Raw genomic sequence first — 12,774 nt, 5'->3', positions numbered from 1 at the left:
TCGGGAACAATTCGACATCAGGCTGGAAGCCGATGAGATCGTGATCGTGCGGGTTCAGGACGACACGGTGCGGTGCGTGGCGGAGAAGGGGCGGCCCGCCCTGGACCAGGGCACGGCGTGCTCCGCGCCCTTGCCGCCGCACGCTCCGACGGGATTCCGCCTGGACACGCTGGACGGTCGTGGCGATGTCCGGCTGCTGGAGCCGCCTTCGGCCGCCAACGGCTTCACCGCCACGCTGCGCATCGAGGATTCGAAGAAAGGCAGCGACCGGTACCATGTCCGTTTGAGCTGGGTTGCCGGAGCCGTCACGCCCGGCGGCGAAGGCGGCGGGCCGGCAACGGCGGAGCGCGCCGCGGAGCTGCCGGGCATCGCGCTGCCGGTGTCGATGGAGGGGGGCAGTCAGGCAGCCGGCGGCGCGGAGGGTTTCTTCGATTTTCAGGCGCGGGTGGACGGCACCGTTGAGCTCTGGCTGCGCGGCGGGCGGGCGAACCTTCAGGTGATCTCGGGCGATTTCGTCAAACAGCCGAAGTGTGCCTTCAGCCAGACGCTCCCCGCCCGTCCGGCGTCGTTCGATCTCAAGCGGTGGGAAGGGCGGGGCGATATCAGGCTGCTCGAAGCGCCCAGCGCGGCCAACGGCTGGACCGCCCGCATCCGCATCGCGGATCCGGGCTCCGGCGACGATTTGTACCGCTTCACCCTGAGCTGGGAAGTCACGCGGTAGCTTCTTGTTCGACCCGTCGCTCGCATGATCCGCCCGGCGGCGGTTTGAGGCTGGCCTCCGGACGCATGCCGCAGACGCGCATTGTGTTTTCGTTCAGATTGTGTTAAAAATCCGTTTGCCTTTCGTTCACTGGAAGTCACCTCAGTCCAATCATGAATGGTGCCCGCGTACGGGGTAAGGGGCGAAAAATGTTTAAAAAATTGGTTCCGCGCAACGAGATGTTCTACGATATGTTTGATCAAATCACGGCCAACATTGTCGAAGGCGTCGTGCTGCTGCATCGGATGACCGATAGCCAAAACGACTTGCAGGCCCTCGCGCAGCAGCTGAAAACCATCGAGCACGAGACGGACGAGATCATCCATAAGACGCTGTCTCACCTGCATAAAACGTTTGTCACACCGCTGGACCGGGAGCAGATCCACCAGTTGCTGGTCCGCCTGGACGATATCCTCGACCTGGCGCATCTGTCCGGATCCACCATCGAGATGTACCGGCCCAAAACCATGCCGCCCGAGATGAAGGGTCTGGTCAACGTCCTGCTGGAGAGCGCCAAGATCATCCAGGAGATGATTGCTAAAATTCGCACGCTCCGCGAGAACTACGATCGGATCATGGCGCTGGTGGTGGAAATCAACCGGCTGGAGAGCGAGGCCGACTACATCCGCCGGACCACGCTGGCCCGGCTCTTCCGCGAGGAGCAGGATGTTGTGGAACTGGTCAAGTGGAAGGATATCCTCGCCTATGTGGAGAAGGCCACCGACCGCTGCGAAGACGTGGGCAACATCGTCGAGGGGATCGTTCTCGAGAACACTTAGAGCCGAGCGGATTCCACCATGACCCTGCTGATCATCGCCATCGTCCTGGCTCTCCTGTTCGACTTTCTCAACGGGATGAACGACGCGGCCAACTCGGTGGCCACCATCGTCTCCACGCGGGTGCTGTCGCCGCGCCAGGCGGTGGTCTGGGCGGCCTTCTTCAACTTCGTGGCGGTGTTTCTGTTCGGCGTACATGTTGCCACCACCGTGGGAAAAGGGATCGTGGACGTAGGGGTCATCGACGTGCCCCTCGTGCTCACCACGCTGGTCAGCGCCATCGTCTGGACCCATCTCTGCACGCAAATGGGTTTCCCCATCAGCGTTTCCCACGCCCTGGTGGGTGGCCTGGTCGGATCAGGCGTCGCCAAGGCGGGATTCGGTGTGGTGGTCGTCGGCGGCATCGCCAAGGTCGTTCTGTTCATCGTGCTGTCACCGCTACTGGGGTGCGTGTTGGGGTATCTCTTCATGGTGTTGGTTTACCGGGTTTTCCAGCACTGCTCGCCGAGGCACACCGATCGCTGGTTCCGCAGACTTCAGCTGGTATCGGCCGCACTCTACAGCGTCGGCCACGGCACCAACGATGCCCAGAAGACCATGGGCATCATCGCGGTGTTGCTGTTCAGCACCGGCCATCTGGGCAGCGAGTTCTATGTGCCGTTATGGGTAGTGATCGCCTGTTACTCGGCCATCGGACTGGGGACACTGCTCGGCGGCTGGCGTGTCATCAAGACTCTTGGGATGCGCATGACGAAGCTGAAACCGGTCCATGGTTTCTGCGCCGAAACGGCCGCGGCTAGTTCCATCATCTTCTCCTCGTTGTTGGGCGCGCCGGTCTCCACCACCCACACCATCACCGGCGCCATCATCGGGGTGGGCGCCACCACCAAGTTCTCGGCCATCCGCTGGGGCATCGCCTACAAGATCATCTGGGCCTGGGTGCTCACTATCCCCTCGGCCGCCCTGTTTGCCGGCCTGCTCTGGTATCTGTACACCCTGATCCGCTGATTTGAACGCTCGCCGCGCCATCGGATCCAATCGCCGGCCCGTCTTCGGGAAGGCCGGACGGCATGCCGATGATCAGCCGGTGGAATGCGCGGCGCGGTGCCAAACCGGCTTTGACTCTCCCTGCGGCGGATGATAGAGTGGGCGAACCGTATCCATATCCAAGGAGTGTGGCCATGATCAAGGTGAGTGAGTACTTCGACGGTCGGGTCAAGAGCCTGGGCCAGGAGCTGGCGGGCCAGCGGTTCACGGTGGGGATCATCGAGCCCGGCGAGTACACGTTCGGAACCCAGACGCTGGAGATCATGGAAGTCATCTATGGCGAGATGGACATCGTTCACCATGACGGCCGCCGCGACTCATATCGCAAGGGTCAGTCCTTTCAGGTGCCTCGGGACACGAAGTTCACGGTGACCGCCAAGCGGCCGGTGGCCTACCTCTGTCTGTACCAGTAAACCGGCCGGCGGCACCGGGAAGCCGGCGCCCGGATGGCACGGGACGGCGCTCGAAAAATTCACCCAGTTCTAACCGACGGTTGATCGAGAATTCATGGTGTCCGGCTACTCTGTGCGCGAAGACAGCGGGAGCAGTCGGCCATGGAGATCGCAGTCATTTCAGATCTGCACCTGGGACGGGGAGACCGGATCGACCCGTTCCGGGGACGCGACGCCGAGCTGATCCGGTTCCTCGATCATCTTGAGCGCAGCTTCGAGCGCATCATTCTGTTGGGCGACATCTTCGAGACACTGACCGGCGCAGGGTGGGGCAATCAGCGCGAGGAGTTTGCGGTCTGTGGCGCCGCACATCACGCAGTCGCCCGACGGTTTTTCGAGCGACCCGCGTATACCTATTTACACGGCAACCACGATTGGGTGGCCGGCCCGCTCGTGGGCGCTCCCGCCGAGTTGGAGCTGCGAATGGACGGCATGCGCCTGCTGTTCCTGCACGGTCACCCGTATGACTGGATCTTCCGCCGGGCGCGGCGCACGTCCGAATTCCTGGTCTGTCTCGGCTGCCACATCCAGCGGCTGGGCCTGCAACGCCTCCACCGGCTGTTCGCCGCGGCGGACCGGGCGATCCGGGGTGCATCCGCTGCACCCGATCGCTGTCGCTTCCAGCGCTGGGCGCTCGCCATGGCCGCCGCCCGCGGTTGCGATGCGGTGATCACCGGCCATACGCACATCGGCCGCGTCGACTGGCGGCAGCGCCTGTACGCGAACAGCGGCGCCTGTGTCGAGGGCCCGCTGGAATACCTTTCTCTGGACACCCGGGCCGGGGTTTGCCGGCTGCATACGTTTGAAGCATTCGTTACCCCGGTCCGACTCAAATTCAATTGCAAAGCGTATCCCCGGCCATTACAATAAACACAGTCACTGTTTGCGGCTGAAGGTGTTATGAGGGCTGTCCGCCGGGTCGACACCGCTCTGGGCCGTGCGTGCGGGACATTGGTGGTGTTTTGTCTGGCCGGCTGGGTTTCGGGCCAGCAGTTGTCCATGCGCCACGTGTCGGTCAAAGAGGGGCTGGCCCAGTCGCAGGTGCGGGCCGTCACCCAGGACGCGCTGGGTTATCTGTGGGTGGGGACGAGCGGGGGAGTGTCCCGGTACGACGGGCGACGATTTCTGATCTTCACCAAAGAAGACGGATTGACCGACGATTTCGTCTGGTCCCTGGCACCGACTGCTGACGGCGGCGTCTGGGTGGGCACCGACCGGGGCGGCGTGGCGCGCTGGGACCGGAACCGCCTCAGCCACCCCCTGGCGGAGCGGGGCCTGCCCGTCAGCCGGATTCGTGCCTTGGCTGTGGATCGGGGCGGAGACCTCTGGATCGGCTACCGGGAAGGCTTGTTCCGCTCCGACGGTTCGGGCTGCGCGCTGCTCGCGCCCCTGGCCGTGGATGGCCTGTTCACCGCTCCCCGCAGCGGCGAGGTGGCGGTCCTGAGCGCCGGAGGGCTCTGGCGCGTCCGTGGGGATCGCGTCGAGGAAATCACCGTTCGCCCCGCCGGCGAGACCGGCCGCGTGGCCGCCGCCGTCTTCGGGGATGACGACACGCTGTGGGTGATCGACGAGGACGGCCGGATGTGGCGTCGCCATCTCGACGGATCGGTGGAAGCCGTGCCGTTCACCGGGGGCCTGCCGCGGGCCCGCGTGCTGCGGGTGACCCGCCTGGGTGAGATATGGGTGGGAACCAGCCAGGGGTTGTTCAGCATTGAAGAAGGCGAGGTGGTGCATCAGCCCCTGCGCTCCGGGGCGACCGATGACGTGCGGGTGCTTTTCGAGGATCGGGAGGGCAACCTGTGGGTGGGTACGAACGGGGATGGACTCTATCAAGCCGTCCGTGGCGCGTTTCGATTGCTGACGGCCGAATCGGGCCTGCCGACGCCGCTGGTGCTGAATTTTGCGGAAACACCGGATGGGTGCATCTGGATGGCCACGTTGGGAGCCGGGGTCGCCTCATGGTGCGACGGCCAATGGGGGCCGCGACTGACGGCCGCAAACGGACTGCCAAGCGACCGGGTGATCTGCCTGACGGCGGACGGCAACAACCTGTGGGTGGGAACGAGTGACGGCGTGGCACGGGTGGACCGGGACCGTCGGCGAATCCGGGTTTGGCGGTCGGGGGAGGGGGTCTCCCCCAATTCGGTGTTCGCGATCCTGCGAGCCAGAGACGGCGCGGTCTGGGTGGCTACCGAGGACGGGGTGAGCCGATTCCGCGACGATGCCTGGACCACCTGGGCGTCCGGTGCCGAGATCCCCGGCCTGCATGTCATGAGCCTCGCCGAGGACAGCGCCGGGGCCGTCTGGATGGCTACGTACGGCGGCGGCGTCGTCCGATTCTCCGGCACCGGTTTCCAGACGTGGACAACCCGCCAGGGGCTGCCGGACGACCGCGTGTGGTGCATCCGGGTGGACGAGCAGAACCGGGTATGGGCGGGGACGGACACTGGGATCTGGGTGCATCCGATAGACGGTTCGGGCGATTTCACCGTCACGACCCGCGGCGGCCTCCCCAGCAAGAGCGTCTGGTTCCTCGTCGAGGATCTCTATCACCGCATCTGGGCGGGCACCACCCGCGGAGTCGCCCTGGTCAGCCCCGACGGGCGGGTGGACCGGGTGTACACCGACGCCAGCGGCCTGTCCCACATCGAGGCGGCCCAGAACGCCGCCTTCCGCGACAGCCACAACCGGCTCTGGATGGGCATGATCAGCGGCGTCACCGTGGCCGAACCAGACATGCTGCGCACAAACATGCAGCCGCCGACGCTGGTTTTAGAAAACGTGTTGGTCAACGACCGGCCGCTCGAAGGGTTTCAACAGCTGGACGCCGCCGCGGATCGGCCCGTCCCGCAGTTCGATCTGGGGCCGGACGAAAACGATCTGCGCTTTGAATTCACGGCGCTGAGCTTCATCTGGCCAGAGCGAGTGAAGTTCCGCTGGCAGCTGGTCAACCACGACCGGGGTTGGACCGCGCCTGGTCCGGAAAGCCGGGCGGTCTACCGGCGGGTACCGCCGGGTGACTACATGTTCCTGCTCCAGGCGGAGAATTGCGACGGTGTCTGGGCGCCCGAACCCCTCAAGCTGGCGGTGCGGATCCACCCGCCGTGGTATGCCACGGTGTGGTTCCGCCTGCTGATCCTGGCGAGCGTGGCGGTGTTGTCCGCCTCGGTGGTCGGATTCCGCGTGCTGGCGGAACGTCACCGCCGGCAGGAGTTGGAGCGGGTCGTCGCCGAGCGGACTGCGGATCTGGCGCGGGCCAATCAGGTGATCTCGGCCCAGAACATCAAGCTCGAGGAGATGGTGCGGACCGACCCCCTGACGGGGCTCGCCAACCGGCGGGCGCTGGCGGAGATGCTTCCCGAGGAGATCGCCCACCTTCAGCGGGTGGTCCGGCAGGTGCCGGCCACCATCGAGGAGCGCTGCCTGGCGATCGTCATGCTGGACCTGGACCATTTCAAGCACGTCAACGACACCCACGGGCATGAAACCGGCGACATCCTCCTGGAGCGGATCGCCGCCGCCCTTCGGTCCGCGGTCCGGGGCATCGACCTGGTGGTGCGATGGGGCGGGGAAGAGATCCTGGTCGTCGCCCGGGATGTTAAGAGCCGGGGGCTGAAGGGACTGGTGACAAAGCTGATGCGGACCGTGGCCGATGTCACCGTGCCGGGCCGGCAGGGCCAGCCCGTCCGGGTGACGGCCTCACTCGGTTTCTGCTTCTACCCGCTGGGCCGAGCGGACGGAGTGAGCCGTGAAGACTGGGGACGGATCGTCGACCTGGTGGACGCGCTGTTGTACGTCGCCAAGAATACCGGTCGGGCCCGCGCGTGCGGCTTGATCCGGAGCGATGAGCCGCTGTCGGACGTGAGCGAGCCGGACATTCTGCGTGCGTTGATGCGCGATCCGCGCCGGACGCCCCAGGGCCTGAAGTTCGTGGAGATCGATCTTCCGGGTCCGGGCGCCGACTCCGGCCCGGCGGCGGATCCCCATGCCGCTGACAGGCATGGGGAAAGCGGCCCGGCGTGATTCACGGCGTGGCGTTGGGCAAGAACAGGGACACGCCGAACTCCGAGCGTCCGAAATTACCGATCAGCGCCTGCGTGGCGGGTTCCGCCAGCCACCGGGCGAAGCGTTCCGCCAGCCCGCCGCGGATGCCGGGATGACGGGCCGGGTTAACCGGGATGACGCTGTACTGGTTGAACAACGCCGGATCCCCTTCGAACAGTATCGCCAGGCTGAGCTTGTTTTTCAACTTGAGGTAGGAAGCCCGGTCGGTCAGCACGTAGGCCTGCAGACTGTCCGCCATGAGGAGGACGGGGCCCATCCCCTGGCCGGCTTCGACGTACCACCGGCCGGCGGGCGTGATCCCGGCCTGTTGCCACAGACGCTTTTCCATCTGGTGGGTGCCCGACTCGTCGCCCCGCGAGACGAACCGGGCCGCACCGCCGCCCATTTTCCGGAAGGCATCCGCCGCGGTCGCCGAACCCCTGATCCGGGCCGGATCCGCGGCGGCGCCGGCGATGATGAAATCGTTGTACATGACAGGCCGGCGGTACAGTCCGTAGCCGTAGTGGAGGAATTGCGCCTCCAGCTCGGGATCGTGCACGAGCAGGACGTCGACGTCGCCGTTTTCACCGAGCTTGAGGGCCTTGCCGGTGCCCACGGCGATCACGTGGACCCGGGCGCCGGTCGCCTTTTCGAAGACGGGCAGGATGTGGTCCAGCAGCCCGGTGTTGTCCGTGCTGGTGGTGGTGGCCAGGCGGAGAATGGGCGCCTCGGCCGGTGCCGACCCGGTCCGCGCGCATGCCAGCAGGGTGAAACCTGCCAGAAACAGCCACCCTCTCTTCATGACATCTCCTCGAAGTATCAGCCGGCCTGGGGATTGAGTTGCGGGCAGCCGGCGGCGGTTCACGCCTTGTTTAATATAGCGTGTCCGCCGCATTGTTTTCAAATAGGATCGGATTAACATTTTGTTTACTTGCGTGACGAAGGTCACACCCATTCGTATTCGCTGATTTATAATCACCTCATATCAAAGATACCCTCCCCAAAACCGATCAGATCGTAACTCGCAAGAGTTACGATTTTTTTATTCTCCAAGGCCCGACTTGCATCTTCCGGATAATTCTTTATGATTGGGGCTGGTGATGACAAGCGCTCGGGCCAACCCGGCGGACCTCAAGATGAAAGGACGAACGGACCAATGCATGGTTCACCACACGGCGGAACCTCCGCGGGCGCCGCACCCGGCTGCGGGCTGCGGCGCATCACCCGGCGCGAGCTGATCGCGGCGTACGACGTGCTGCTGCTCGACGCGTACGGCGTGCTTCTCGACGCCGACGGCCCCCTGCCGGGTGCGGCGGACCTGCTGGCGGACCTGCGGGCGGCTGGCCGCGAGTATTACATCCTGACCAACGACGCGTCGCGGACGGTACCCGAGACGGAGGCGGCCTACCGCCGCAAGGGGTTGGACATCCCTGCGGCCCGCATCATCACATCCGGTTCGCTCCTGCCCGGTTACTTTGACCGGCACGCGCTGGCGGGCCGCCGCTGTGCCGTCCTCGGCCCCGCGGGTTCCCGACACAACGTGGCGGCGGCCGGCGGTGTGCCGGTGGACGTCACCGCGGACGCCGACGCCGAGGTGTTGGTGGTGTGCGACGAGACCGGCTATCCCTTTCTGGAGACTGTGGATGCGGCCCTGAGCCTCGTGTGGCGGGCGCTGGACCGCCGACGCGAGATCCACCTGCTGCTCCCCAACCCGGATCTGATTTTCCCGAAGGGCGGCGGCCGCTACGGCCTAACGGCCGGCAGCATCGCCCTGTGTTTGGAAGCGGCGCTCCAGCTCCGGCACGACGGGCCCGCGGCACCGGCCTTCCGACGGCTGGGCAAGCCCCACCCGGAGATGTTCGCCGAAGCCGCCCGGCGGGCCGGCGGCGGACGGATGGTCATGATCGGCGACCAGCTCGAAACCGACATCCGCGGGGCGATCGATTTCGGGATCGACGCGGCGCTGGTGGGATCCGGCGTGACCCGTCCGGATGATCCGCGCACCTGGCCCGTCCGACCCACCTGCTGGCTGCCGTCGCTGGCCGATCCGAACGAATCCGGGGCGGGCGATTTGGTTTGAAAGTGGCGATTGAATCCGCTATAGTGCCGCATTTGATCCAATCGACTGAGGTGTGGGCATGAAGATTGCAGTGTTCGGAACCGGCTATGTGGGCCTGGTCACCGGGACGTGCTTTGCGGACACGGGCCACGATGTCATCTGCGTGGACATCGACGCCGAGAAGATCCGCAAGCTCAACGACGGGATCAGCCCCATCTATGAGCCCGGCCTGGACGAGCTCATCCGCAAGAACACCGAGAGCGGTCGCCTCCGCTTCGTCACCGACGCCGTCGCCGCCATCCATGAATCGCTGTTCCTGTTCATCGCCGTGGGCACGCCGCCCGGCGAAGACGGCTCGGCCGACCTGACCCACGTTCTGACGGTGGCCCGGACCATCGGCGAACACATCAACGGCTACAAGGTGGTGGTGGTCAAGAGCACAGTCCCCGTGGGGACCTGCGACCGGGTCCGCGAGGCGATCCGCGCGGCCACGAGCCACGATTTCGACGTCGTCTCCAATCCCGAATTCCTCAAGGAGGGCACGGCGGTCGAGGACTGTCTGATGCCCGAGCGGATCATCGTGGGTACCGACAACATCCGCACCGCCGAGATCATGAAGGCGCTCTACGCGCCGTTCGTGCGGACCGGCAATCCCATCTACGTGCTGGACGTCCGGTCATCCGAGACCACCAAATACGCAGCCAACGCCATGCTGGCCACGCGAATCAGCTTCATGAACGAGTTCGCCGGGTTCTGCGAGCGGATGGGCGCCGACATCGACGCCGTCCGGACCGGCATCGGCTCCGATTCCCGCATCGGCAAGCGGTTCCTGTTCGCCGGCGTGGGCTACGGCGGCTCCTGCTTTCCCAAGGACGTCCAGGCGGTGATCCGGATGGCCCACAAAGCCGGCTTCGCCATGCCGGTGCTCGAGGCGGTGGAAGCCGTCAACAACCGGCAGAAGGCCCTTCTGGCCGAGCGGGTGATCGAGCATTTCGGCGGCGACATGGCGGGCCGCAAGATCGCGGTGTGGGGCCTGTCCTTCAAACCGAAGACCGATGACATGCGCGAGGCCCCGTCCATCACCATCATCCGGAACCTGCTGGACAAGGGCGCGGCGATCAGCGCCCACGACCCCATCGCCATGGATGTCGCCCGGGGCACGTTCGGCGACGCCATCGAATTCTGCGCCAATAACTATGACGCGCTGCCCGGGGCCGATGCCCTGGTGGTGGTCACCGAATGGAACGACTACCGGTTTCCCGATTTCCAGCGGATGAAAACGTTGATGCGCACCCCGGTCATCTTCGACGGCCGAAACGTCTATAATCCTCACGAGGTGGTCCAGTTGGGCTTCAGCTACTACGGCATCGGCCGCCTGGTCCCGACGGACCCACCGGCCGAAGCCTGACGGCGGGCGCTGCGTGGACTCACGGTCCGATCCCGAACTCAGTGTGATCATTCCGAACTGGAACGGCGCCGCGTTCCTGCGCGAGGTGCTGGCGTGCCTCGGTGCGGGGGATTCGGCCGCCCGCATGGAGATCCTCGTGGTGGACAACGGCTCCTCGGACGGCTCGGCGGAGCTGGCCCGCGCGCTGCACCCGCGGGTCCGGGTCATCGCAAACGCCGCCAACGCCGGCTTCGCCCGCGCGGTCAACCAGGGGCTCCACGCCGCAGCGGGGCGCTACATCGCCGTGATCAACAACGACACCGCCTGGCCCGGCGACTGGCTCGACGGCTGCCAGCGGTTTCTGGAAGCCCAGCCGGCCTACGACTTCGCCGCCCCGCTGGTGCTGCGCTACGGCGATCGAGGGATCGTAGACAGCGCGGGCGACGGCGTCAATCTGCGCCTCATGCCCTTCAAGCGATGCTGTGGACTGCCGGCGGACAAGCCCCGCGGGGCCGGCCGGAGGTTGCTTACGTCCGCCTCCTGTTCCGCAGTGCTGTTCCGACGCGAATTTTTCGATCAATATGGGGCATTTGACGAAGATTTCTTCATGTACTACGAGGATGTTGATCTGTTCTTCCGGGCCTTTCTGGGCGGCGCTCAGGGGTGCCTTCTGCCTGAGTGGACGGTGTTCCACCACGAGGGGGGAAGTGTGGGGCGGTATGATTCAGAAATCTATAAAAATAGGGACTATAAGAGCAAAAACTTCTTGCTGGTACGCAACCGGGTGTTCTTTCTGGTTAAGAACTGTCCAGGGAGCTATTTCTGGTTGGCGGTGCCGCTGCTGGCAGCGGAACTGGTGCGCAGCCTCATGTACCATCTCGTGCACGGGCGCCTGGTCCTGTTCCTGAGGGCTCACTGGGATGCGATCCGCGGTCTGCGGGCCATGTGGCGCAAGCGGCGGATTGTCCAGGGAAACCGGGTGATCTCCTTCCGCCGGTTGATGGCTGCGCTGCGCGGGTGAGCTCCTGCCGGCGGCCCGTCCACCCCGAGCGGCCGTCCGCTTAGATCCGGCTGAAATCCCGGTGCGTGTTCACGAGGTCCTTGAGGATGGTGGCGGCGGTCTCCTTCAGTCCGGATGAACCGCCGATCATGGTGAGGCGCCCCATGGTGTCTGTGAACAGAGTGATGGCCTTGGTCGTCCCGTCGACGTGGAAGAACGGGTGCTCCGGGGTGATGATTGAGGGCTTGACCCGGAGGCGCAATCGGTCGTTTTCGAAGCCCGCTTTGCCCAGCAGCTTCAGCGTGTTGCCCGCCTGGATCACCGGTTCGATGTCGGCGTAAGTGAGCGACTGGATGCCCTGGACCTGCACGTCGGGCAATTCGACGTACGGGTCGATGAACGCCTTGGCCAGGATGAGGGTCTTGAAGGCGGTGTCCCAGCCGTTGATGTCCAGCGACGGGTCCGGTTCGCAGATCTTGAGCTCCTGGGCGATTTCCAGCTCCGTGGCCAGGTCCGATTGGTTCTTGATCATCTCGGTGAGCAGGAAGTTGGTGGTGCCGTTCAGGATGGCCTCGAATCCGTACAACTCGGCGCCGGCCAGGGCGGTGGCGACGGTATCGGTGGTGGGCAGCGCGGCGCCGGTGGTCCCGCTGAACTTGAAGGCGACGTGCTGCTTCCGGGCGGCCATGTAGAGCGTTTGGTAGCCGTAGACGAGAGGGGACTTGTTGACGGTCACCACGGGGACCTTGGCGTTGAGAAACGCGAGGAGGTACGATTGCGCCGGCTCACCCGTCTCTCGGGTGGGCGGCAGCGCCTCGACCGCCACGTTGACGCCCATCTCGAGGAACGAGTTGACCACGTACCCCACCTCCGACTGGTCCAGGGGGCGGCCCCGCTTGTCCGAGGCGATCTTCTCCAGCTTGTAGGCGAGGAGCTCGCCGGGGTCGAATCCGTCCGGGTTGTGCATGTACTCGGTGCTGTCGCAGATGGCGACGATCTGCAGATCCTGCTGGTAGCGGGTCTTGATCCAGTCGCGCTTGTCGGGGAGCAGTTCCAGGAAGGCGCGGATGACCTTGCCGAACCCGATAATTCCGATCCGGACGCTCTTCATGTGGCTCTCCTGCGGTTGATGCGTCCAATGTATCCCGTTCGGCAGGTGAATTCAACACCCATTGCGCGGCGCCGCCCCCCGCGCCGCGGCCGGCTTGCAAATTGGCGCGGACTCTGTATAATGCGACTGTCATTCAGG

General features: G+C 65.1%; 11 protein-coding genes. 9 read left to right on the top strand and 2 right to left on the bottom strand.

The window, feature by feature from the left end:
* From GX414_15230 to GX414_15205, 6 genes are all read left to right on the top strand, one after another.
* A partial coding sequence (locus GX414_15230; protein NLI48454.1) for a hypothetical protein occupies positions 1-721 on the top strand: 721 nt, incomplete at its 5' end.
* 230 nt (positions 722-951) lie between these two features.
* On the top strand, positions 952-1,539 hold the full coding sequence (locus tag GX414_15225) for a DUF47 domain-containing protein (GenBank protein NLI48453.1): 588 nt from the start codon (positions 952-954) through the stop codon (positions 1,537-1,539).
* An 18-nt stretch (positions 1,540-1,557) separates the two neighbouring features.
* Positions 1,558-2,544 carry an inorganic phosphate transporter gene (locus GX414_15220; protein ID NLI48452.1) on the top strand — a complete coding sequence of 329 codons (987 nt, stop codon included), beginning with the start codon at positions 1,558-1,560 and terminating at the stop codon, positions 2,542-2,544.
* A 173-nt stretch (positions 2,545-2,717) separates the two neighbouring features.
* A complete protein-coding gene (locus GX414_15215) occupies positions 2,718-2,996 on the top strand; it encodes a pyrimidine/purine nucleoside phosphorylase (GenBank protein ID NLI48451.1) in 279 nt (92 codons plus the stop codon).
* A 141-nt stretch (positions 2,997-3,137) separates the two neighbouring features.
* Entirely contained in the window at positions 3,138-3,905 is a 768-nt protein-coding gene (locus GX414_15210) for a serine/threonine protein phosphatase (GenBank protein ID NLI48450.1), read from the top strand.
* 30 nt (positions 3,906-3,935) lie between these two features.
* Entirely contained in the window at positions 3,936-7,058 is a 3,123-nt protein-coding gene (locus GX414_15205; protein ID NLI48449.1) for a diguanylate cyclase, read from the top strand.
* A 1-nt stretch (position 7,059) separates the two neighbouring features.
* Here GX414_15205 and GX414_15200 read toward each other — a convergent pair whose 3' ends face one another.
* Positions 7,060-7,881, bottom strand: coding sequence for a solute-binding protein (locus tag GX414_15200; protein ID NLI48448.1), 822 nt, complete (start codon positions 7,879-7,881; stop codon positions 7,060-7,062).
* A gap of 354 nt (positions 7,882-8,235) precedes the next feature.
* On the opposite strand from GX414_15200, the gene GX414_15195 reads away from it, so the two are divergent.
* Genes GX414_15195 through GX414_15185 form a run of 3 tightly spaced genes read left to right on the top strand, consistent with a single transcriptional unit; the run spans position 8,236 to position 11,546 of the window.
* Positions 8,236-9,159 carry an HAD-IIA family hydrolase gene (locus GX414_15195; GenBank protein ID NLI48447.1) on the top strand — a complete coding sequence of 308 codons (924 nt, stop codon included), beginning with the start codon at positions 8,236-8,238 and terminating at the stop codon, positions 9,157-9,159.
* Positions 9,160-9,217: 58 nt separating this feature from the next.
* Entirely contained in the window at positions 9,218-10,546 is a 1,329-nt protein-coding gene (locus tag GX414_15190) for a UDP-glucose/GDP-mannose dehydrogenase family protein (protein NLI48446.1), read from the top strand.
* Between the two features lie 13 nt (positions 10,547-10,559).
* The gene (locus GX414_15185) at positions 10,560-11,546 is read left to right on the top strand and encodes a glycosyltransferase family 2 protein (protein ID NLI48445.1); all 987 of its coding nucleotides are present in this window, start codon (positions 10,560-10,562) and stop codon (positions 11,544-11,546) included.
* Positions 11,547-11,586: 40 nt separating this feature from the next.
* Here the strand turns inward: GX414_15185 and GX414_15180 are convergent, their stop codons facing one another.
* The gene (locus tag GX414_15180) at positions 11,587-12,636 is read right to left on the bottom strand and encodes a hypothetical protein (GenBank protein ID NLI48444.1); all 1,050 of its coding nucleotides are present in this window, start codon (positions 12,634-12,636) and stop codon (positions 11,587-11,589) included.
* Positions 12,637-12,774 lie beyond the last annotated feature (138 nt).

This window comes from Acidobacteriota bacterium (assembly GCA_012517875.1).
GTDB lineage: Bacteria > Acidobacteriota > JAAYUB01 > JAAYUB01 > JAAYUB01 > JAAYUB01.
The sequence above is the reverse complement of the archived record's forward strand: the minus strand, read 5'-3'. Positions and strand labels throughout refer to the sequence as shown.

Coding starts and splice junctions, on each gene's coding strand:
- GX414_15180 (NLI48444.1), bottom strand. CDS start 12,636: ATGAAGAGCGTCCGGATCGGAATTATCGGGTTCGGCAAGGTCATCCGC.
- GX414_15190 (NLI48446.1), top strand. CDS start 9,218: ATGAAGATTGCAGTGTTCGGAACCGGCTATGTGGGCCTGGTCACCGGG.
- GX414_15195 (NLI48447.1), top strand. CDS start 8,236: ATGCATGGTTCACCACACGGCGGAACCTCCGCGGGCGCCGCACCCGGC.
- GX414_15220 (NLI48452.1), top strand. CDS start 1,558: ATGACCCTGCTGATCATCGCCATCGTCCTGGCTCTCCTGTTCGACTTT.
- GX414_15200 (NLI48448.1), bottom strand. CDS start 7,881: ATGAAGAGAGGGTGGCTGTTTCTGGCAGGTTTCACCCTGCTGGCATGC.
- GX414_15210 (NLI48450.1), top strand. CDS start 3,138: ATGGAGATCGCAGTCATTTCAGATCTGCACCTGGGACGGGGAGACCGG.
- GX414_15205 (NLI48449.1), top strand. CDS start 3,936: ATGAGGGCTGTCCGCCGGGTCGACACCGCTCTGGGCCGTGCGTGCGGG.
- GX414_15225 (NLI48453.1), top strand. CDS start 952: ATGTTTGATCAAATCACGGCCAACATTGTCGAAGGCGTCGTGCTGCTG.
- GX414_15215 (NLI48451.1), top strand. CDS start 2,718: ATGATCAAGGTGAGTGAGTACTTCGACGGTCGGGTCAAGAGCCTGGGC.